This window comes from Kocuria sp. WRN011, from assembly GCF_002295155.1.
GTDB classification, from domain to species: Bacteria; Actinomycetota; Actinomycetes; order Actinomycetales; family Micrococcaceae; genus Kocuria; species Kocuria carniphila.
Window position 1 is genome coordinate 38,255 of the sequence record NZ_NSGI01000007.1, and the last position, 21,719, is coordinate 59,973.

The window sequence follows — 21,719 nt, forward strand, 5'->3', positions numbered from 1 at the left end:
CGCTCGGAGAAGTGCGCGGTCAGGCCACCTGGTTGATGATCGCCTCGGCGACCTCACGCATGGACAAGCGGCGATCCATCGAGGTCTTCTGAATCCAGCGGAACGCCTCGGGTTCGGACAGGCCCATCTTGGTCTGCAGCAGGGACTTGGCACGCTCCACGAGTTTGCGCGTGGCGAACTGTTCCTTCATGTCCGCGACCTCGTTCTCGAGCGCGGAGATCTCCTCGAAGCGGGACATGGCGATCTCAATGGCCGGCACCACGTCATCCACGGTGAATGGCTTGACCACATACGCCATGGCCCCCGCTTCACGGGCTCGCTCCACGAGTTCACGCTGGCTGAAAGCCGTGAGCAGCACGACGGGAGCGATCCGCTCCTCGGCGATGTGTTCCGCCGCGGTGATGCCATCCATGACGGGCATCTTCACGTCCATGAGGACGAGGTCTGGTGTGTGCTCACGAGCGAGGTCCACTGCGCGCTGACCGTTCTCGGCTTCGGCCACCACGTTGTAACCGGCTTCGCGGAGCATCTCGACGATGTCCATGCGGATCAACGCCTCATCCTCGGCGACCACAACGGTCTTGGTGGGGGCACTCGATGGAGCCGGAGTGGACGCTTCGGGCGATTCCGTCACGAGGGACCTCCTTGGTTAGCTGGGGAATCGAACTGAACACCGCATCAAACCACGTCATGACGACAGGTCTCGCATGAGACACGCCACACGAGAAGCCGTGCGCGGTGCGTTGGTCTTCAGCCTACCGCTCATCGTGTAAGCTGTTACCCGCTGCACACAGCCAATGGCTTGTGAATCTGCACGACACTTGCCCAAGTGGCGGAATTGGCAGACGCGCTGCACTCAAAATGCAGTATGGAAACATGTGTGGGTTCGAGTCCCACCTTGGGCACCATAAACCGCCTAGTGAAAGCGGTAGAGAAACGGCCTCGTTGACACGGGGCCGTTTTTCGTTGGTGCGGACAGGCTAATTCTTGCTCCCCTGCGACTGAGGTGGCGGGAGGACCCTCATCAACACCTCATGCGCCACTGGAGCCCTTCCAGCTCCCCCAAAAGGTTCTAACGGCGCTTCAGGCGTAACAAGGAGTTCTAGAGGCGCCCAGAACGTGAGCGGGCCGTGCCGGTACTGGGGCTGGAGCAACGGGAGATCATAGGCGAACTCGGAGTCATGAGCTGCCCACGTTCCAGGTGGCGGGAGGACCCTCATCAACACCTCATGCGCCGCTGGAGCCCTTCCAGCTCCCCCAAGAGGTTCTAACGACGTTTCAGGCGTAACAAAGGGTTCTAGAGGCGCCCAGAATGTGAGCGGGCCGTGGTGGAATCCCGGGGCGGCGGCGTCGTCGGCGGAATCCTAGTGTCGCCGCGGATGGAACCGGGGTGCGGCGGCGTCGTCGGCGGCCGGTAGCGCGATAAAAAGTAGGCGCCGGGATCTGGGGCCTGCGATGAACCCGAGAACTTTTCCAGAACCCACGGCCGTGAGCATCTGTGGCAGAGAAACGCACGGCCAACATCTGGGGACGAGGTTCGCCACTCAAACCCCGTCAACGCTACGAACCTCTGCCAAGAATGCCGCGCGAAGGCCCAGGACACGAACCCGTGCCCCAAATGTTCGGGGCAGGCCCAGGGACTCCCACCTAGGTGCCCTCACGCCGCTGTCGGAATCACGAGCATTTCTAGTGCACACGTCAGGCGCTATTGGAACCCTCCATCACGGCTGATGTTTCGTGAGAACCCTCTTGGAGGCGCCGAAGGGGTTCTAGCGGCGCAACAGGTGTTCGGCACGGTTCTGACGGCGCGCCACATGTCGCGCAGGGGCCCGGAGGCACCGCGGGAAGGGCACCGAGGGAAAGGCACCGAAGGCAGGGAACCGAGAGAAGGGCACCGGCACGAGAATCCAGGGCCAGCCGACGTGAAACCCACCGCCCACACAACGACGGCGACCCGCGCACCTGAGTGCACGGGTCGCCGAGGTCATTCACGCAGCGGAACTAACCGATCACGGTTCGCGCCAGGCGGCGGAACCGGGAAGGCTTTCGCGCCAGGGGCCGACGCGCTCGTGCTCTTCGCGCACGGGTGCCTCGCCGGCGTCATCCAGATCTCCCACGCGGTGGACCTTGACCAGGTTGGTGGAACCGGCCACACCAGGAGGTGAGCCGGCGCAGATGATCACGAGATCATCCGTGCCCGCCAAACCCTTCTCGAGCATGTAGTGGTCAACCTGTTTGGTCATCTCGTCGGTGTGGTGAACCTGCTTGACCATGATGGGATGCACGCCCCATAGCAGCGACAGCAGGGCCATCACGTTCTGCACCGGGGTGAACGCCAGGATCGGGCGGCTGGGGCGCAGTCGGGACAAGCGGCGAGCCGAATCACCGGACTGGGTGAACGTACAGATGTAGTTCACGTCCAACTGACGGGCCATCGTCACGGCCGCCCGGGTCACGGCGCCGCCGCGAGTACGGGGCTCAGTGCCCAGCGGGGGCATGCGGTCCATGCCCTGGGTCTCGGTAGCCTCGATAATCTTGGCCATCGTCTCGATGGTCTGGACCGGGTACTTGCCCACGGAGGTCTCACCGGAGAGCATGACCGCGTCCGCGCCGTCGAGCACGGCGTTGGCGCAGTCGGAGGCCTCGGCGCGAGTGGGGCGCGGGTTGTCGATCATGGACTCGAGCACCTGGGTGGCCACGATCACGGGCTTGGCCCAGCGGCGAGCCAATTCGATAGCGCGCTTCTGCACGATCGGCACGGCTTCGAGCGGGAGCTCCACGCCCAGGTCACCACGGGCGACCATGATGCCGTCGAACGCATCGATGATCTCGTGGAGGCTGTCCACGGCCTGGGGCTTCTCGATCTTGGCGATGACCGGAATCTTCCGGCCCTCTTCCTTCATGATCTCGTGCACGCGGGTGATGTCTTTGGCGTCGCGCACGAAGGACAGAGCGATGATGTCCACGCCGCGCTGCAGCGCCCAACGCAGGTCGTCCTCGTCCTTCTCGCTCAGCGCGGGGACATTGACGGCCACGCCGGGGAGGTTGATGCCCTTGTGGTTGGACACGGGCCCGCCCACGATGACCTCGGTCTCCACGGTGTTGTCGGTGACCTTGGTGGCTTTGAGCGCCACCTTGCCGTCGTCGATCAACAGCGGATCGCCCACGTTGACGTCACCGGGCAGACCCTTGTGAGTCGTGGAGGCCAGTTTCTGGGAGCCCTCAACGTCATCGGTGGTGATGGAGAACGTGTCCCCCACCTCGAGGTTGTACGGACCATTGGCGAACGCGCCCAGACGGATCTTGGGGCCCTGCAGATCGGCGAGGATGGCCACCGTGGTTTCGAGTTCTTGGCTGGCCCGTCGCAGATTCTCGTAAGAGGCGTTGTGAACGTTGTGATCACCGTGGCTCATGTTCAGGCGAGCCACATTCATACCGGCCTGAATGGCCTGGGTGATGTGCTCGTACGAGGAAATAGCCGGGCCAATGGTGGCCACGATCTTCGCTCGACGCATGGGTGATTCCCTTTCGGTCGGAGACTACAGGGGGAAAACAGCAAAATGGCCGCGATGAAACAGCGCGAAGCTGCTCCAGCACGGCCACTTTGCCGGAATTCACTCCCCAGCTTAGCAACGGGGGCCATGTATTGATACGGCCAGGGCGGCGGTTCGCCCGGCTTTAGCTACAGGCTCAAATCAATAGCACGTTCCGACGGCGTCACGGGCTGCGGCAGGCGCGTTTGTCCGGTCAGGTGACGCTCCACCTCGGCAGCGCACGCGCGGCCCTCCGCAATCGCCCAGACCACCAAGGACTGACCGCGGCCGGCGTCGCCGCACGAGAATACGCCGTCGACGGCGGTCATGTACTGCTCGTCGCGCGCCACGTTGGTGCGGCGGTCGAGTTCCACGGACAGCTGCGAGGTCAGCTCGTCGGACTCGTTGCCGGTGAAGCCCAGCGCCAGGAACACGAGGTCGGCCGGAATGATCTTCTCGGTCCCTTCCTTGGGAACACGGCGGCCGTCGTCCAGGTACTCGGTTTCGGCAACCTTGAGCCCCGTGACGTGGCCGTTCTCATCGCCCACGAACTCCACCGTGGACGCCAAGTAGGTGCGTTCACCGCCTTCCTCGTGGGACGAGGAAACCTCGAAGACCTTGGGCATCATGGGCCACGGTTCTTCGTCCGCGCGGTCCACCGGCGGCTTGCGACCGATCGCCAGTGACGTCACCGACGCCGCGCCCTGCCGGTGTGCGGTGCCGATGCAGTCTGATCCGGTGTCGCCACCGCCGAGCACGATCACGTTCTTACCCCGTGCGTCGATCAGATCGGGTACCTCGTCCCCCGCCGACAAGCGGTTGGAACGCACGAGGTAGTCCATGGCGTGATGGATGCCCTGCAGATCGCGCCCGGGGATGCCCAATTCGCGGGGGCGTGTGGCACCGGTGGCCACGATCACGGCATCGTAGCGGCGCCGCAGGACGTCCCACGTGATGTCCTTACCGATCTCGATGCCGGTACGGAAGCGGGTTCCTTCGGCTGCCATGACGTCCAAGCGACGATCCACCACGGACTTCTCGAGTTTGAAATCGGGGATGCCGTAACGCAGCAGACCGCCAATGCGATCATCACGTTCGTACACCGCCACCGTGAACCCGGCCTGCGTCAATTGCTGTGCGGCCGCCAGACCCGCCGGACCCGATCCGACCACGGCCACGGTCTTACCCACCAGACGTGCGGGGAGGAACGGCTTGACGTAGCCCTCGTCGAAGGCCATTTCGCCGATCTCGTACTCGATCTGCTTGATGGTCACGGCCGGTTGATTGATGCTCAGCACGCACGAGGACTCGCACGGAGCCGGGCAGACGCGGCCTGTGAACTCCGGGAAATTATTGGTCGCGTGCATCCGCACAACGGCCTCATCCGTCTGGCCGCGCCAGACCAGGTCATTCCACTCGGGAATCAGGTTCCCGAGCGGGCAACCCTGGTGGCAGAACGGTACGCCGCAGTCCATGCAGCGACCGGCCTGCTCGTGCAGGGTCTGGGAATTCTGCCGTTCCTGGACCTCGTTCCAGTCCATGATGCGGACGGGAACCGGACGCTTGGGACGGTCTTCGCGGTGTCGAACTTTCAGAAAACCACGGGGATCAGCCACGCGTGGTCACCTCCAAAATCTTGAGCCAGGTGCCGTCGCCGTCCGGGTCGTCCCCGGCGGCCTCGGCCTGATTACGCAGCGACAGCACCGCGGAGTAGTCCCGCGGTAGCAGCTTGGTCATGCGCGCGATGGTGTCGTCGGCGTTCTGCAGCAGCGTGGCCGCCCAGTCCGATTCGGTTTCCTCGCCGTGGCGCTTGATCAGCCCCAGAACCAGTTCCCTATCCTGTTCGTCCAGGGTGGCCACGAGCAGTTCACCGGTCTCCCGGGCTTGCTTGTTGATATCCGATTCGTCCAGGTCCAGCACGTACGCGACGCCGCCGGACATGCCCGCGCCGAAGTTCCGGCCGGTCTCCCCCAGGATCAGGGCGACGCCGCCGGTCATGTATTCGCAGCCGTGGTCACCGATGCCCTCGACCACTGCGGTGGCACCCGAGTTACGCACCAGGAACCGCTCGCCCACGGTGCCGCTGAAGAACATTTCCCCACTCGTTGCACCGTAGCCGATCACGTTGCCGGCAATTACGTTCTCGTGGGTCGGGAAGCTCGCGTCACGGGGTGGTCGCACCACGATGCGCCCGCCGGACAGGCCCTTACCCGTGTAGTCATTGGCGTCGCCCTCCAGCCGCAGCGTGATGCCGCGCGGAATGAACGCGCCCAGTGACTGGCCCGCTTCACCGGTCAATGTGACGTCGATGGTGTCGTCAGCGAGTTCTTCGAGGCCCAAGGCCTTCGTCACCGTGTACCCGAGCATCGTTCCCACGGCGCGATCGGTGTTGATCACCTTTTCCATGACCCGCACGGGCTCGCCCTTCTCGATCGCGGGCGATGCCAGCGGGATCAGCTTGTTGTCGAAATGATCCTCCAACTCGTGATCCTGCGTGCGCGTGTTCCGCAGACCGTCCTTGACACCCGGTGACTGGAACGAGTCCAGGATGGGGCTCAGGTCCAGGCCCTTGGCCTTCCAATGGTCGATGGCGTCGCGGGTGCGCAACACCTCGGCGTGCCCCACGGCCTCCTCGATGCTGCGGAAGCCCAGCTGAGCCAGGTACTCACGCACTTCTTCGGCAATGAATTCGAAGAAGTTCACCACGTGCTCGGCCTTGCCCGTGAACCGCTTCCGCAGTTCGGGATTCTGGGTTGCAACGCCTACGGGGCAGGTGTCCAAGTGGCACTTGCGCATCATGATGCAGCCCTCGACCACGAGCGGCGCGGTGGCGAAACCGAACTCCTCGGCACCCAGAAGTGCCGCAATCACCACGTCACGGCCGGTCTTGAGCTGACCGTCCGCCTGTACGACCACGCGTTCGCGCAACCCGTTCAGCCGCAGGGTCTGCTGCGCCTCGGCCAGACCCAACTCCCACGGCATACCCGCGTGCTTGAGCGAGTTCAGCGGCGCCGCACCGGTGCCGCCGTCGTGACCGGAAATCAGGACGACGTCGGCCTTGGCCTTGGTCACGCCCGCCGCCACCGTGCCGATCCCGCGTTCGGACACGAGCTTGACGTGCACGCGCGACTTGGGGTTCGAGCGCTTGAGATCGTAGATCAGCTGCGCGAGGTCCTCGATCGAGTAGATGTCGTGGTGCGGCGGGGGTGAGATCAGGGAGACACCCGGTGTCGAGTGCCGCGTACGAGCCACCCAGGGGTAGACCTTCTGCGCCATGAGCTGGCCGCCTTCACCGGGCTTGGCACCCTGGGCCATCTTGATCTGCAGGTCGTCCGCGGTGGCCAGGTACAGGCTGGTCACACCGAAGCGACCGGACGCAATCTGCTTGACGGCCGAGCGACGTTCGGGGTCCATCAGACGTTCCGGGTCCTCGCCGCCCTCACCCGTATTGGACTTGCCGCCCAACCGGTTCATGGCAATCGCGAGGGTCTCGTGAGCCTCCATGGAAATGGAGCCGTAGCTCATGGCACCGGTCGAGAATCGCTTGACGATCTCGCTCACGGGCTCCACCTCATCGATCGAGATGGGCTTCCGATCCGAGGTGAAGCTCATGAGACCGCGCAGGGTGGCGATCTCCCGAGCCTGATCGTCCACGCGTGCGGTGTAGGACTTGAAGATGTCGTAGCGGCCCGTCTGCGTGGCGTGCTGCAGTCGGAACACCGTGTGCGGGTCGAACAGGTGACGCGGTCCTTCGCGGCGCCAGTCGTACTCGCCGCCGATGGCCAGGTCACGGTGGGGTTCGGTGACGCCGTCCTCGGGGTAGGCCAGGCGATGGCGGGACGCGGTTTCCTCCGCGATCACATCCAGACCGACACCCTGGATCTGTGTGCGCGTTCCGTAGAAGTACGCGTTGATCAGCTCGCTCGACAATCCCAGCGCCTCGAAGGTCTGGGCGCCACAGTAGGACTGCACGGTGGAGATACCCATCTTGGACATGATCTTCTGGACGCCCTTGCCGAGCGCCTTGATCAGGTTGTAGACGGCTTCTTCCTCGGTCACGCCGGTGATCTCGCCGCGGCGCACCAGTTCCTCGGCCGATTCCATGGCCAGGTAGGGGTTCACAGCGGAAGCGCCGTAACCCAGCAGCAGCGCCAGGTGGTGCACCTCGCGAACGTCACCGGATTCCACGATCAGCGCGACCTTGGTGCGGGTAGCTGAGCGCAGCAGGTGGTGGTGCACCGCAGAGGTCAACAGCAGGGACGGGATGGGTGCCCAGGCACCATTGGAGTCACGATCGGAAATGATCACGAACTGCACGCCGCGGTTCACAGCCGTGGAGACCTTTTCGCAGATCTCCGCGATGCGCGTCCGAAGCGATTCTTCGCCGCCATCGGGGCGGTACAGGCCGCGCACCTTCAGCGTGAGTGCGGCGCCGTCCTCGTCGTCCAGGTGCAGGATCTGGTCCAACTGATCATTGTTGATCACCGGGAAGTCCACCTTGATCAAGCGTGTCTTCGCCTGTTGTGTGGCCAGCAGGTTGGCCATGGGGCCCACCGCTCCGGTCAGCGAGGTCACCAATTCCTCGCGGATGGCGTCCAGCGGAGGGTTGGTCACCTGTGCAAAGGACTGCACAAAGTAGTCGTAGAGCAGCCGAGAGCGGTCCGACAGCACGGCCACGGGGGTGTCGGTACCCATCGCATAAATGGGTTCCGCGCCGGCCACGGCCATGGGACCGATGATCTTCTTGAGTTCTTCCTCGGTGTAGCCGAAGGTCTTCTGACGCAGCCGCACGGAGGACGCCGGGTGGGTCATGTGCTCGCGTTCGGGCAGCTCGCCGATCGGAACAATCGAGTCCTGGACCCACTCGCGCCACGGCTTGGCGGCGGCCAACTCGGCCTTGATCTCGTGGTTCTCGACGATCCGGCCTTCTTCGGTATCGACCAGGAACATGGTGCCCGGGGACACGCGGCCCTTACGCACCACCTTGCGGTCACCGATGTCGATGACACCGACCTCCGACGCGAAGATCACCAGACCGTCCTCGGTCTCCCAGAAACGCCCCGGGCGCAGACCGTTGCGATCCAACACGGAACCCACACGCTTGCCATCCGTGAAGGACACACACGCCGGGCCGTCCCACGGCTCCATGAGCGTCGAGTGATACTGGTAGAACGCCCGCAGATCCGGGTCCATGCTCTCGTGGTTCTCCCACGCCTCCGGGATGAGCATCAGCATGGTTTCGGTGACCGGTCGTCCGGCGAGCTGCAGCAGCTCCGCAACCTCGTCCAGGGACTGGGAGTCCGAGGCACCTTCCGAGCAGATCGGGAACAGCTCTTCGGGGTTGCGTCCCAGCACGGCACCGGACATCGAGGACTGGCGCGCGCGCATCCAGTTGCGGTTTCCCATGACCGTGTTGATCTCGCCGTTGTGCGCCAGGGTGCGCATGGGCTGAGCGAGCGGCCACGACGGGAACGTATTGGTCGAGAACCGCGAATGCACCACGGCGAGCTTGGTCGTGAACCGTTCGTCGGACAGATCAGGATAAAAGGGCTGCAACTGAGCGGTGGTCAGCATGCCCTTGTACACGAGCGTGCGTGAGGAGAAGCTCGGGAAGTACACGCCGAACTTGTTCTGCGCGCGCTTACGCACGCGGAACACCTTCTGGTCCAGTTCCAGCTGCAAGTGCGTCGGATCGAACGACGCCGCCGCGCCGGGTTCGAACAGGCTCGCGCCCCGTGCGTTGTGGCGTTCGTCCGCGACGAAGAACTGCACGAACGTGGGCATGACGGCGCGAGCGGAGGCGCCCACGGCGTCGTCGACGACCGGGACGTCACGCCAACCAAGCACGCGCAGACCCTCCATGACGGCGAGATCCTCAAGTGCGCGCTGCAGTGGTTCGAGGTGCTGGCCACCGGTGGGCATGAACGCGGTGCCGACCGCGTAGGCGCCCATCGGGGGCAGCTGGAAGTTCACGGTGTCCCGGAAGAATGTGTCGGGAATCTGCGTGAGGATGCCGGCGCCGTCGCCGGTGCCCTCGTCGCCGCCCACGGCACCGCGGTGCTCGAGGTTGCGCAGGGCGGTGAGAGCGGCTTCCACGATGTCGTGGGTGGAGTTGCCGTCAAGGGTGGCCACCACGGCCAGGCCGCATGCGTCTTTCTCGTCCTCGCCGCGGTACAGGCCGTGGTCCTCGGGCTGTGTGGAAAACGCCCGGAACGGGGATTCCGCGGGAGGTAGCTCCGAACGCGAGTCAGGGTGGCCCGTGTCGCGGTTGACCGCGTCGGTGACGATGTTGGTCACGGGGGCTACTTGATTGACGTGGCTCATAGGGAGCTCCTCACCGGGTTGGTGGGCAGGTCTGAAGTGTCAACGATGCCCGGGCAACTGGGGTGGAGTGCGGACGGACATCATCTGATCCAGATGACAAATGTGTCCGCGGCGCTGCGAACCACTGGGTCGGGCTCGGAAAGACCGACGGATCACCACCGAACGCGGGACTCGCATGATGACGAATCCCCGGTACGGCGCACGGGTAATTTACCACGATCCGAAATTCGATTGTGAGCGTCGACACCCGACGTAAAACCCCCGGCGTTGGCCGGGGGTTCAACGTGGTACGCGCCGCTCAGCGGAGCGCCGAGTGCGCGGCACCGTTCGCGGGTATTTCTGGATTTCTGCGGACTTTGACAGTTATTGCGGCAAATAATGCAATGCCGAACAGGATCAGGGCCAATGACGTCCACACGTGGACCCTCTGACCAGCGATCATCAGCGCGGGATCGATGCGCAGGAACAGCTCGATCATGAGCCGCCCCAGGCCGTAGTACACCAGATACAGGGCGAACACGCGGCCGTGCGTGAGCTGGAATCGCCTACCGAGTATGATGAGAATCACCACACCCGCCAGGTTCCACAGGCTCTCGTAGAGGAAGGTCGGATGAAACAGGGTGTCCGCGGGAAGACCATCCGGGAAGTTCGCGGACGTGGGGTCGATCTGCAGTCCCCAGGGCGCATCAGTGGGTTTGCCGAACAACTCCTGGTTGAACCAGTTGCCCCAGCGGCCAATGCCCTGAGCCAACAGCAACGAGGGTGCCACGGAGTCCGCGAAGTACCACAGGGGTACACCGTTCTTCCGAGACACGAGCCATGCGGCACCGGCCCCGAAGAGCACGCCTCCCATGATGCCCAGGCCGCCCTCCCAGATCTTGAGCGCGTCCAAGGGGTTCGCTCCCGGACCGAAGTAGCCGACGGGATCCGTAATGAGCACGTGGTAGGCGCGGGATCCGATGATGCCCGCGATCACGGCCCAGAACACGATGTCCCACAGCACGTCGGGATCTTGGTCCCGGGCCTTCCAGCGGCGCATGGTGAGCCACACGGCCGCGGCCATGCCGAGCAGAATGCACAGGGCGTAGAAGTGGATGGTCAGCGGCCCCAGCGAGATGCTGCTGATATCCGGCGAGGGAATAGCTGCGGCAATCACCGGAGGCATCAGCCGCGACCGGAGAGTTCAGCGGCCAAGCGGCCGACGGCCTCGGGACCGCCCTCGCCCAGGGCGCGCACGAGTGCGGTTCCCACGATCACACCGTCCGCGTACGCGCCGATCTCCTCGACATGTCCGCGGTTGGACACGCCCAGTCCCACGCACACGTTCTCGGCTCCGGCTTCGCGGGCGCGCGCAACGACGTCCTCGGCGGCCGAGGACACCTGGTCACGGGCCCCGGTGACGCCCATGATGGAGACCGCGTAGACGAATCCGGAGGACGCCTTGACGGTCATGTCCATACGCTCACGCGTGGTGGACGGGGCCACCAGGAAGATCCGGTCAAGACCGTACTTCTGGGAAGCCTCAAACCAGTCGCCTGCCTCATCGGGAATGAGGTCCGGGGTGATCATGCCCGCTCCCCCGGCTTCGCGCAGACGGCGGGAGAATTCGTCCACGCCGGTCTGCAGCACCGGGTTCCAGTAGGTCATCACCACGGGTACGGCGTCCGTGCGCTCGGAGACTGCCTGAACGACCGTGAACGCGTCTGCAACCCGCACACCGTTGGCCAGTGCCTGAGTGGTCGCGTTCTGGATCACGGTGCCGTCCATGACGGGATCCGAATACGGGATGCCGATCTCGATGATGTCCGCGCCGTTCTGGCCCAGGGCCACCGCGGCTTCCACGGACTCTTCCACGGTCGGATAGCCGGCCGGGAGGTAACCGACCAGCGCGGGACGACCTTCCGCCTTACACTGCGCGATCCGCGCGGCGAGCTTCGAGTCGGGATTACGGGTGAGGTCCTTGGGGAGGATGCGTTCTGCCAAGCCGCCCACTCCGGGACGGACGGATTCGGGGGCGCTCACAGTTGTTCACCTTTCTGACCGACCTGCTCCTCATGGCTGTCCTCGGGGAGCATGTCGAACCATTCCGCGGCCGTGGCCACGTCCTTGTCGCCGCGTCCGGACAGGGACACCACAATGATCTTTTCCGCGGCCGCCTCCGGGCCGAGGTCCTTGACCCAGCGGCCCGCAAGATCACGGGCGCCGGCCAGGGCGTGCGAGGACTCGATCGCGGGAATGATGCCCTCCGTGCGGGACAGCAGTTTGAAGGCCTCCATGGCCTGCGTGTCCGTAATGGCCTCGTACTTCACGCGGCCGATCGCGTGTAGGTGCGAGTGCTCCGGACCCACGGCCGGATAGTCCAGTCCCGCAGAGATCGAGTGCGATTCGATGGTCTGGCCGTCCGTGTCCTGCATCAGGAACGTCTTGGCACCGTGCAGTACACCCGGACGACCCAGGGTGATGGTGGCCGCGTGACGACCGGTGTCCACGCCGTCTCCACCGGCCTCGTTGCCGTAGAGCTCGACCTCGGCGTCGTCCAGGAAGCCGTGGAAGATTCCGATGGCGTTGGACCCGCCACCCACACACGCCGTCACGGCGTCAGGCAGGCGACCGGCCTTCTCCAAGATCTGTTCGCGCGCCTCTTCACCGATCTGCTCGTGGAAGTAGCGCACCATCGCGGGGAACGGGTGCGGACCGGCAGCGGTACCCAACAGGTAGTGCGTGGTGTCCACGGAGGCCACCCAGTCACGCAGAGCTTCGTTGATCGCGTCCTTGAGCGTGGCGGAGCCGTGGGAGACGGGCACGACCTCGGCACCGAGCAGGCGCATGCGCGCTACGTTCAGGGCCTGGCGGCGAGTGTCCTCCTCGCCCATGTAAATGCAACATTCCATGCCGAACAGTGCCGCGGCGGTCGCGGTCGCCACGCCGTGCTGGCCTGCGCCGGTCTCAGCGATCAGGCGGTTCTTGCCCATGCGCTGGGCGAGCAGGGCCTGACCGAGCACGTTGTTGATCTTGTGCGAACCGGTGTGGTTGAGGTCCTCACGCTTCAGGAACACGCGGGCGCCGATTGATTCACCGAAGCGCTTGGCCTCGGTCAGCAGGGAGGGGCGACCGGAGTAGTCGCGGGACAGCCGCTTGAACTCGTCCTGGAACTCGTCATCCACCCGTGCCTTGTCGAAGACCTCGGTCAGCTCGTCCAACGCGGCCACGAGAGATTCGGGCATCCACCGGCCACCGAAGTCACCGAAGTACGGGCCGGGGGCGTTCTTGAGAGAACCCTCGCCGGAACCGGGCGACGCAGCGCCGTCGGCGGATGCGGCAAGTTGCTGGGCTGCGAACTCGGCCTGGGCGGCCGGGGGCTTCTTGCCCGCCAGGAAATCCGCGCGGGCGGCCGCACCCACGTCGCGGAACCGGGAAATGGTGCGTGCGGGATCGTCGGACTTGACCAGGACCTCACCGGTCAGCACCGCGTTGGCCCCGTGACCCGCATAGAGCTTGATCTGGTCCTCGCCGGCGACACCGGACTCGGCGATGATCACCGCGTCCGTGGGAATCTGGTCCGCAAGGCGACCGAATGTGTGGACATCCACCTCGAGGGTCTTGAGGTTCCGGGTGTTCACGCCGATGATCCGCGCGCCCACGGCCACGGCGCGTTCGATCTCCTCGGGCGTGTGAGTCTCGACCAGCGCGTGCATCCCGAGCTCGTGGGTCAGGTCCAGGAAGCGACGCAGGGTCTCGTCATCCAGGGCGGCCACGATGAGCAGCACCATGTCCGCACCGTGCGCGCGGGCCTCCCAGATCTGGTACTCATCCACCGTGAAGTCCTTGCGCAGCACCGGGACGTTCACGGCCTGGCGCACGGCGTCCAGATCGGTGAGCGAACCGCCGAATCGACGCTTCTCGGTCAGCACCGAAATCGCGGAGGCACCACCCTGTTCGTAGGACGCGGCCAAAGCAGCCGGGTCCGCGATGTCCGCCAACGCACCCTTGGACGGGCTGGACCGCTTGACCTCGGAGAGCACCTGGACCGAACCGGGCTCCTCACCGCGCAAGGCACTTTCCGCGTCCAGCGCCGGAGCCTGAGCCTTGGCGGTGCGCTGCAGCTGCTGCAGACTCACCACGGCGCGGCGGGCTTCGAGATCCTCGCGCACCCCCTCGATGATCTGGTCGAGCACCGTGTTGGTGCGTTGCTGACTCATGCAAATCCTCACTTACATTTGTTCCGTCATCGGTCAGGTCACAACCCGCCCGTATGACGATGACCAGTTCCGCCGCGCTGGGAACTGGTCATGGTCTGGTGAACCGGTGACGCACATGGGCGCGCACCGGTCCTGAGATCACGCTGCTCAGTGGTTGTGCTTCTCGCTGCCCTTGCCGTGGCCCATGACCTTGAGGACGGCACCCACGATGAGGCCCACCACGATCAAACCGATGCCCACTACGGTGACGGGGGTCGAGGCAATGGTGAAGCCCACGCAACCCACGATCACGCCAACGGCCATGATGGCGATGCAGGCCCACGCGGCAACGGTATTGCCGTGACCGACAGCGGCCGTGTGGTCCAGGATGACTTGGTTGGTGTTCGACATGTGTGTCCACTCTCCCGTGCCGGTTGAGCCGTGCGGCTCATACAGTGATCGGCGCGCGTCGGAGCGCCCCGTGAATTCTTTTGCTCCCATTGTGCCATTACCTCGGGCGTTGCTGGTTCAGCACCACACTCAGGTTACTCGCGCTGTCACGGCCCGCGAGTGGGGTCCTCGCCACGCGTGAAGGCGTCCCAGGCGTCGATGTCGTCGGAGTGTTCGGTGGTCACCGTCTTTTCATCCGCCGACGCCGCTTTGTTACCCGCCAGTGCCTCACGGTCGTAGCGCTGCCCTGATTTCTTCCGCGCGTTGCGCGCTACCAGCACGAGCCACAGCCCGCACAGGATCAAACCGACCGCGGCAGCGAGGGCGAGCCAAGGAGACACGGTGAGCGCGAACTCGCCACCCGTGCCCACGGCTCCGGTCTGAGTGCCGACGGCGCCGCGAGACGCGTTCTCGGGGTCCGCGGTCACGGAGAGCACCGCGAAGATCGCACCGATTCCCGCCAGCGAGACGACCGCGCCCACGATGGTTCGCAAGACTCGACCCGCAAGGGTCGAGGCCACGGCGGCCGCGCCCGCGACGAGACCGAGGGCCGTGACGGCCGGAGCGGCGTCGGACCCCGCGACATCAACGGTGATCGGTTGCAGGGTGGTCTCTACCGTGGCATGGATCCACGTGGCGGCTGAAGCGGCGAACAGTCCGATCGCGCACACCAGGGTGGCTAGAACTGCGGGTGCCGTACGACGCAACACTGTGGTCCTTTCTAGTGCTGAAAGTGGGGGCAGGTCAGCGCGAGAGATCGCGCAGCGACTCGGCCACCAGGGCGGCACGCAGGGGTGCGGTCGCCTTGTTCAAGGATTCGAGGGCTTCCGTCTCCGGGTCCGAATCAGCCACGATACCGCCGCCGGCCTGAACGTAGGCCGTGTCATTGACGAGCAACGCGGTGCGGATGGCGATGGCCATGTCCATGTTCCCCGCGAAATCCATGTACCCGACCACGCCGCCGTACACGGCCCTGCGCAGCGGTTCGTACTCGTCGAGCAACTGCAGGGCGCGCGGTTTGGGCGCGCCGGAGAGCGTGCCCGCGGGGAAGGTCGCCGCGAGCACGTCGTAGGCGGAAACGCCTTCGCGCATCTTGGCTACGACTGTGGAGCACAGGTGCATGATGTGGCTGAAGCGCTCGATCTCCATGAACTCGCTGACGTCCACGGAACCGGGCACGGCTACCTTGGAAAGATCGTTGCGCGCGAGGTCCACGAGCATGAGGTGCTCGGCACGCTCCTTCTCGTCCGCGAGCAGAGCATGGCCCAGGGCGACGTCCTCATCCACGGTGGCCCCGCGGGGACGCGAACCCGCGATCGGGTGCGTCATGGCCTGCCGACCGGTCACGGTGACCAGGGCCTCCGGAGAGGAACCCACGATGGAGTAGGGCCGACCGTCCGCATCTTCGAACGCATACAAGTACATGTACGGGCTGGGGTTGATCCGGCGCAGCGTGCGGTAGACGTCCAGCGCGTCCGCGCGGCATTCGGCCTCGAAGCGCCGTGAGACGACCACCTGGAAGATGTCCCCGTCCACGATGGCCTTCTTGCCACGGTTGATCGCGTCGATGAACAGCTCGCGATCCCACGACTGTCGGGCCGCGCCCTCGATGTCGGTGATGTCCTGGGCATTGGGGTCCATGACCGAGACCGTGGAACGCTCGAGCGGGGTAGCCAGGCGGTTGACCATCTCCCGCAGCCGAGAGACGGCGTCGTGATAGGCGGCATCCACGTTCTCATCGGTGCCGTTGACGTTTACGGCATTGGCCACCAGCATCACGGTGCCCTCTGTGCTGTCGTGCACGGCCATGTCCGCAACCAGGTTCATGGCCAGCTCGGGCATGTTCAGGTCATCCTCGGGCGGGTTGGGCAGCTTCTCCCAACGGCGCACCGCTTCCCAGCCCACGAAACCGACCATGCCGGAGGTCAACGGCGGTACGCCCTCGAAGGGCTCGGTGTGCAGCAGATCCATGGTGGCGCGCAGTGCCTCCATCGGATCGCCGTCCACCGGCGCACCTGCCGGAGCCTCCCCCAGCCAGTGCGCCTGGCCGTCCTTGGCCGTGAGTGTCGCGAAGGAACGGGCGCCCACGAACGAGTACCGCGACCAGACGCCGCCCTCTGCCGCGGACTCCAACAGGAACGTACCCGGAGCCGGCTTGCCACCGCGCACCACGAGTGAGCGGTACAGACCGATGGGCGTCATGGAATCCGCGAGCACCGTGGTGCGCACGGGAATCACACGGCGCGTGGCGGCGTACTCGCGAAATTCCTGCAAGGTGGGGGTAATGGTGCCGAGCTGTTGCATTTAAACCGCCTGGTGAGCGTTCAGGTCACGATCGTCGAAGCATGTACGCGCGCCCGTGTGGCATGCGGCGCCGGTTTGATCGACCTTGACGAGCAGGGCATCTCCATCGCAATCGAGGCTGACGGAGTGCACCTTTTGAATATGGCCGGAGGTATCACCCTTGCGCCAATATTCCTGGCGCGAACGGGACCAGAACGTGACCCGGCCTTCGGTGAGGGTGCGGTGCAGGGCCTCGTCGTTCATCCAGCCGAGCATGAGCACATCGCCGGTGTCGTACTGCTGGACCACGGCCGCGACGAGTCCGGCTGAATCCCGCTTGAGACGGCTCGCGACCTGCGGGTCCAGGCGACTGTCGAAAAATTCTTGGGGCGTGTTGTCCACGACTCTCAACTCTTCCGTGCGCATCAACGCACCTCGTACCCTGCTGATCGCAGGGCGTCCTTGACCTCGGCGATTGCACCCACGGGCCCGAAGTGGAAGACCGAGGCGGCGAGAACGGCGTCGGCCCCGGCTGCGACCGCGGGCGGGAAGTGCTCGGGGGAACCCGCTCCTCCGGAGGCAATCAGCGGCACGGACACGCGTTCGCGCACCGCGCGAATCATGTCCAGATCGAAGCCCTCGCGGGTGCCGTCCGCGTCCATGGAGTTGAGGAGAATCTCCCCCACTCCGCGTTCCTCGGCCTCCTGACACCAGTCCAGGGCGTCGATGCCGGTGAGCTGTCGGCCACCGTGCGTGGTGACCTCGAAGCCCGACGGCGTATTACCCGTGCGTTTCGCATCGCACGAGAGCACGAGCACCTGATTGCCAAATCGATTGGTGATCTCGTTGATGACCTCGGGCCGGGCGATGGCCGCAGTGTTGATCGAGGCTTTGTCCGCGCCGGTGCGCAGGAGACGGTCGACGTCCTCCGGGGTACGCACGCCACCACCCACGGTGAGCGGGATGAACACCTGCTCCGCGGTGCGGGAGACCACGTCGAACATCGTGGCGCGGTCACTCGATGAGGCGGTGACGTCCAGGAACGTCAGTTCATCCGCGCCGGCCAGGTTGTACCGAGCGGCGAGTTCCACCGGGTCGCCGGCGTCGCGGAGGTTCTCGAAGTTCACGCCCTTGACCACGCGCCCCGCGTCCACGTCGAGGCACGGGATCACTCGTACGGCCACACCCATAGTGCTGTCCTAACTACTTGCTGAAACGGGTAGCGTACGCGCGTCAGATCCGGGCTGCCTGAATGGGCGAGACGAGGATCGCGCGGGCCCCGGCCTCGTAGAGGGAGTCCATGATCTTGTTGGTGTCGCGTTTGCGCACCATGGCGCGCACGGCCACCGACCCGTCTCGGTCCAGCGGGGAAATGGTGGGGCTCTGCATCCCGGGGGTGATCTTGGTGGCGGCTTCCAACAGATCCTCGGAAATGTCGTAGTCCATCATCACGTACTGGCGAGCGACCAGTACACCGCGCAGTCGACGGCGCAGCACCTCGAGGCCCTCCGGCTCCCCCTGATCCTGACGACGGATCAACAGTGCCTCCGAGCGCATGATGGGCTCGTCAAAAATTTCCAGGCCCGCCGCGCGCAGCGTGTTGCCGGTTTCCACCACATCTGCGATGGCGTCTGCCACGCCCAGGCGGATCGAGGACTCCACGGCACCGTCCAGGCGGACGACCTCAGCGTTGACGCCGTGCTTTTCCAGGTACTTGCTCAGCAGCAGTTCGTAGCTCGTGGCCACTCGCTTGCCCTCGAGTTCCTTGACGGACGCGAATTGTCCCGTGGGCCCGGCCAGGTGGAAGGTCGAGCGAGCAAAATCCAGCCCCAGGTCCTCCATGGCCTCGGCTCCGGAGTCCAGCAGCAGGTCGCGGCCGGTGATCCCCAGGTCCAGGGTGCCACCGCCCACGTAAATGGCGATGTCCCGGGGGCGCAGGTAGAAGAACTCGACGTTGTTCTCGTTGTCGACCAACACCAGCTCGCGGCTGCTGCGCCGCTGCCGGTAACCGGCCTCGGTGAGCATGGTGATGGCGGCTTCGGACAGCGCGCCCTTGTTGGGCACGGCTACTCGCAGCATGGGGTTCCTTTCCAAAGGGCTGGAATGGGGAGGGCCGGAACTGACCGGCACGGGATCACAGGTATTTGTAGACGTCTTCGAGACGCAGGCCCTTGGCCACCATCATGACCTGCAGGTGGTAGAGCAGTTGCGAGATTTCTTCGGCGGCTTGGTCGTCGGTTTCGTATTCGCAGGCCATCCAGACTTCAGCGGCCTCTTCGACGACCTTCTTCCCGATGCCATGGATTCCCGAATCCAATTCTTTGACGGTTCCGGAACCCTCCGGACGGTCAGCGGCTTTTTGGGTGATTTCGGCAAACAGGGCTTCGAAGGTCTTCACCCCTTTAGGGTAATGGTTTCGTGCCCTATCAGTTGAACCGTGGCGCGGGGCCCGCCTCAGACCCCGAGTTCGCGCAGGGTCAGGGCGGTACGCACGGCAGCCTCCGCTGCTTCGTAGCCCTTGTCCTCGCTCGAGCCCTCCAGGCCGGCGCGGTCCAGGCCCTGTTCCTCGGTGTCACATGTGAGCACGCCGAAACCCACGGGCTTGCCGGTGACCACTGAGACGTCGGTCAAACCGGTGGTCGCGGCGGAGCACACGTAGTCGAAGTGGGGCGTTCCGCCGCGGATGACCACGCCGAGGGCCACCACGGCGTCCGCGGTCTCGGCCAGTCGACGCGCCGCCACCGGCAATTCGAAGCTACCGGGCACGCGCACCTCGACCACGTTGCCCACGCGCGCGTCCGTCAGCGCGCGACGGGTGCCGTCCAGCAGTCCGTCCATGATCTGGTCGTGCCAACTGGCCGCGACAACCGCCACGGTGAGGTTTTCGCCGTTGAGTTCGCCGGCGTTGGTGACGGGAGCTCCGTGTCCGCTCATGATTCTTCTCCTGTGCTGGGGTTCGTGGTGTTGAGATTCGTGGTGTCGGTGCTGTGTTTGGTGGCACCGGGTTCAATGGACGCGAGTTCGGTCAGGTGGTGATGCATTCGGTCGCGCTTGGTCAGCAGGTAGCGCAGGTTTTCTTCGCGCGGCGGGACCTCGTGGGGCACCACGGATTCCACGGTGATCCCCAGAGCTTCCAGCTTGCTGACCTTGTCCGGGTTGTTGGTGAGCAGTCGGATCCGCGTCAGGCCCATTTCCTTGAGGATCCGCGCGGCCGCCGTGTAGTCGCGAGCCTCGGCGGGCAGGCCGAGCATCGTGTTGGCCTCGACCGTGTCCGCGCCGCCGTCCTGCAACTTATAGGCGCGCAGCTTGTTGATCAGGCCGATACCGCGGCCCTCGTGATTGCGCAAGTACAGCACCGTTCCGCCATGGTCGGCGATGCGCTCCAGCGCCAGGTGCAGTTGGGGTCCACAGTCACAGCGCCACGAGCCGAACACGTCGCCGGTGATGCATTCGGAGTGCAATCGGACCAGCGGCGGCTTGGCCGCTTCTACCGCGCTCGTGGATGCCGCGCTCAGGGAGACGTGCTCCGCCGCAGCGCGGCCGTTGGGTTCGGGAACCAACCATCCCATCACGGAGAAGGTGCCGAACTCGGTGGGGATGGTCACCGCTTCCGAGTGGTCCAGGGGTCCGGGAGTCGGGCTCATGCGGAGAGGTCCCGGTTGTCCACGGGGGCTTCCGCCGACGACGCCGCTGCCTCACCCGCCGCGCGCTGCTCCAGGTAGTCCACGAGGTCCTCGATGCTGATCATGAACAACCCGTGTCGGTCTGCGAACTCGCGCAGCGCGGGAGCGCGCAACAGTTCACCCTGGTCATCCACGATCTCCGCAATAGCACCCACCGGTTCGCAACCGGCCAGGCGTGCGAGTTCCACGGAGGCCTCGGTGTGGCCGCGGCGCACGCGCACGCCACCGTCCACGGCGCGCAGCGGCAGGATGTGACCGGGCCTGGTCAGTTCGGCCGGGCCGGTGGCGGGATCGGCGAGCAAGCGCGAGGTCAGGGCTCGATCCGCGGCACTGATACCGGTGCTGACGCCCACCCGAGCATCACACGTGACCGTGTAGGCGGTGCCTTTGGAGTCCTCGTTGTGCACGGTCATGGCGGGAAGTGCCAACGCATCGGCTTGTTCGTGAGGCATGGGGATGCAGACGACACCCGAGCTGTGACGAATGGTGAAGCCCATGAGCTGTTGCGTGGCATGTTGCGCCGCGAAGACCAGGTCGCCCTCGTTCTCGCGGTCCTCGTCGTCAACGACCACCACGGCGTGGCCGGCGGCAATCGCCGAAATGGCCGCTGGCACGGGATCCAGGCGCACTCTGGCCGACGCCGCCGGTGCGGCATACGAGGCCAGCCGTTCGGCGTACTTGGCCAACACATCCACCTCGATGTTGACGGTGGACCCTTCGGTGCGGCGACCCAGTGTGGTGGCACGCAGCGTTTCGGGGATCAGCCCCACCTCGAACCACGCTGGGTCCTCGGTCGCGGGGTTCACGGCCGTTACCGTCAGGGACACGCCGTCCACGGCGATGGATCCCTTGACCGCGATGTACTTCGCGAGCTCGGTGGGAACCTGGATGCGTACCGTGTGCCACCCGGTGTGCTCCGTGCGGGAGACCACCGTTCCCACGCCATCCACGTGGCCTTGCACCACGTGGCCGTCCAAACGTTCGCCGGCAACGGTGCAGCGTTCCAGGTTGACGTTCTCGCCCTCGGACAGTTCTCCCAGAGTGGTCAGGCGAAGGGTCTCGCCCATGACGTCGGCGGTGAAACGTCCGGCGCCTGCCTCGGGTGCGGGCACGGCGGTCAGGCACACACCGTTGACCGCCAGAGAACCACCGTGAGGCAGATCCGCGATGATCTGCCCAGCGTCCACGTGCAGCCGTGCGGCGTCCTGGGCGAGTCGCTCAATGCGCTCCACCGTGGCCTGTGCCGCGACAATTCCGGTAAACATGTC

17 protein-coding genes, 1 tRNA gene and 1 pseudogene are annotated in these 21,719 nt (G+C 65.1%); 1 reads left to right on the top strand and 18 read right to left on the bottom strand.

Annotation, left to right across the window (positions count from 1 at the left end):
- Nucleotides 1-19 precede the first annotated feature (19 nt).
- Nucleotides 20-634, bottom strand: a complete 615-nt coding sequence (locus tag CKW39_RS10820) for an ANTAR domain-containing response regulator (RefSeq protein ID WP_095798141.1) — start codon at nt 632-634, stop codon at nt 20-22.
- Between the two features lie 189 nt (nt 635-823).
- Between CKW39_RS10820 and CKW39_RS10825 the strand changes: the two genes are divergently transcribed.
- A tRNA-Leu gene (locus CKW39_RS10825) sits at nt 824-908 on the top strand.
- Nucleotides 909-2,009: 1,101 nt separating this feature from the next.
- Here the strand turns inward: CKW39_RS10825 and pyk are convergent.
- From pyk to ribB, 17 genes and pseudogenes are all read right to left on the bottom strand, one after another.
- Nucleotides 2,010-3,515, bottom strand: coding sequence for a pyruvate kinase (pyk, locus tag CKW39_RS10830; protein WP_095798142.1), 1,506 nt, complete (start codon nt 3,513-3,515; stop codon nt 2,010-2,012).
- A 167-nt stretch (nt 3,516-3,682) separates the two neighbouring features.
- Entirely contained in the window at nt 3,683-5,149 is a 1,467-nt protein-coding gene (locus tag CKW39_RS10835; protein ID WP_095798143.1) for a glutamate synthase subunit beta, read from the bottom strand.
- On the bottom strand, nt 5,142-9,857 hold the full coding sequence (gene gltB / locus CKW39_RS10840; protein WP_095798144.1) for a glutamate synthase large subunit: 4,716 nt from the start codon (nt 9,855-9,857) through the stop codon (nt 5,142-5,144). The genes CKW39_RS10835 and gltB overlap by 8 nt, the downstream gene beginning before the upstream one ends.
- 298 nt (nt 9,858-10,155) lie before the next feature.
- Nucleotides 10,156-11,022, bottom strand: a complete 867-nt coding sequence (gene lgt / locus CKW39_RS10845) for a prolipoprotein diacylglyceryl transferase (RefSeq protein WP_095798145.1) — start codon at nt 11,020-11,022, stop codon at nt 10,156-10,158.
- Complete coding sequence (trpA, locus tag CKW39_RS10850; RefSeq protein WP_371514750.1) at nt 11,022-11,840, bottom strand: tryptophan synthase subunit alpha; 819 nt, start codon at nt 11,838-11,840, stop codon at nt 11,022-11,024. The genes lgt and trpA overlap by 1 nt, the downstream gene beginning before the upstream one ends.
- A 35-nt stretch (nt 11,841-11,875) precedes the next feature.
- Nucleotides 11,876-13,231, bottom strand: coding sequence for a tryptophan synthase subunit beta (trpB, locus tag CKW39_RS15985; protein ID WP_371514751.1), 1,356 nt, complete (start codon nt 13,229-13,231; stop codon nt 11,876-11,878).
- A gap of 69 nt (nt 13,232-13,300) precedes the next feature.
- Nucleotides 13,301-14,056 (bottom strand): annotated as a pseudogene (trpC, locus tag CKW39_RS15990) (indole-3-glycerol phosphate synthase TrpC); the annotation flags it as partial.
- Between the two features lie 147 nt (nt 14,057-14,203).
- Entirely contained in the window at nt 14,204-14,446 is a 243-nt protein-coding gene (locus CKW39_RS10860) for an HGxxPAAW family protein (protein ID WP_095798147.1), read from the bottom strand.
- 146 nt (nt 14,447-14,592) lie between these two features.
- On the bottom strand, nt 14,593-15,195 hold the full coding sequence (locus CKW39_RS10865; protein ID WP_095798148.1) for a Trp biosynthesis-associated membrane protein: 603 nt from the start codon (nt 15,193-15,195) through the stop codon (nt 14,593-14,595).
- A 34-nt stretch (nt 15,196-15,229) separates the two neighbouring features.
- Nucleotides 15,230-16,789 (bottom strand): anthranilate synthase component I, encoded by a 1,560-nt coding sequence (locus CKW39_RS10870; protein ID WP_095798149.1) that lies wholly within the window; start codon nt 16,787-16,789, stop codon nt 15,230-15,232.
- Entirely contained in the window at nt 16,790-17,194 is a 405-nt protein-coding gene (hisI, locus tag CKW39_RS10875; protein WP_095798150.1) for a phosphoribosyl-AMP cyclohydrolase, read from the bottom strand.
- Nucleotides 17,194-17,958: an imidazole glycerol phosphate synthase subunit HisF gene (gene hisF, locus CKW39_RS10880; protein ID WP_095798151.1), complete on the bottom strand. Its 765-nt coding sequence runs from the start codon at nt 17,956-17,958 to the stop codon at nt 17,194-17,196. The genes hisI and hisF overlap by 1 nt, the downstream gene beginning before the upstream one ends.
- Before the next feature lie 43 nt (nt 17,959-18,001).
- Nucleotides 18,002-18,847: an ATP phosphoribosyltransferase gene (gene hisG, locus CKW39_RS10885; RefSeq protein ID WP_095798152.1), complete on the bottom strand. Its 846-nt coding sequence runs from the start codon at nt 18,845-18,847 to the stop codon at nt 18,002-18,004.
- Nucleotides 18,848-18,902: 55 nt separating this feature from the next.
- Nucleotides 18,903-19,166, bottom strand: a complete 264-nt coding sequence (locus CKW39_RS10890) for a phosphoribosyl-ATP diphosphatase (protein ID WP_095798153.1) — start codon at nt 19,164-19,166, stop codon at nt 18,903-18,905.
- A 56-nt stretch (nt 19,167-19,222) separates the two neighbouring features.
- Nucleotides 19,223-19,702: a 6,7-dimethyl-8-ribityllumazine synthase gene (gene ribH, locus CKW39_RS10895; protein ID WP_095798154.1), complete on the bottom strand. Its 480-nt coding sequence runs from the start codon at nt 19,700-19,702 to the stop codon at nt 19,223-19,225.
- Nucleotides 19,699-20,412, bottom strand: a complete 714-nt coding sequence (gene ribA / locus CKW39_RS10900) for a GTP cyclohydrolase II (RefSeq protein ID WP_095798155.1) — start codon at nt 20,410-20,412, stop codon at nt 19,699-19,701. Before ribA ends, ribH begins: the two co-directional genes overlap by 4 nt.
- Nucleotides 20,409-21,716, bottom strand: a complete 1,308-nt coding sequence (ribB, locus tag CKW39_RS10905) for a 3,4-dihydroxy-2-butanone-4-phosphate synthase (RefSeq protein WP_095798156.1) — start codon at nt 21,714-21,716, stop codon at nt 20,409-20,411. The genes ribA and ribB overlap by 4 nt, the downstream gene beginning before the upstream one ends.
- Nucleotides 21,717-21,719: the final 3 nt, after the last annotated feature.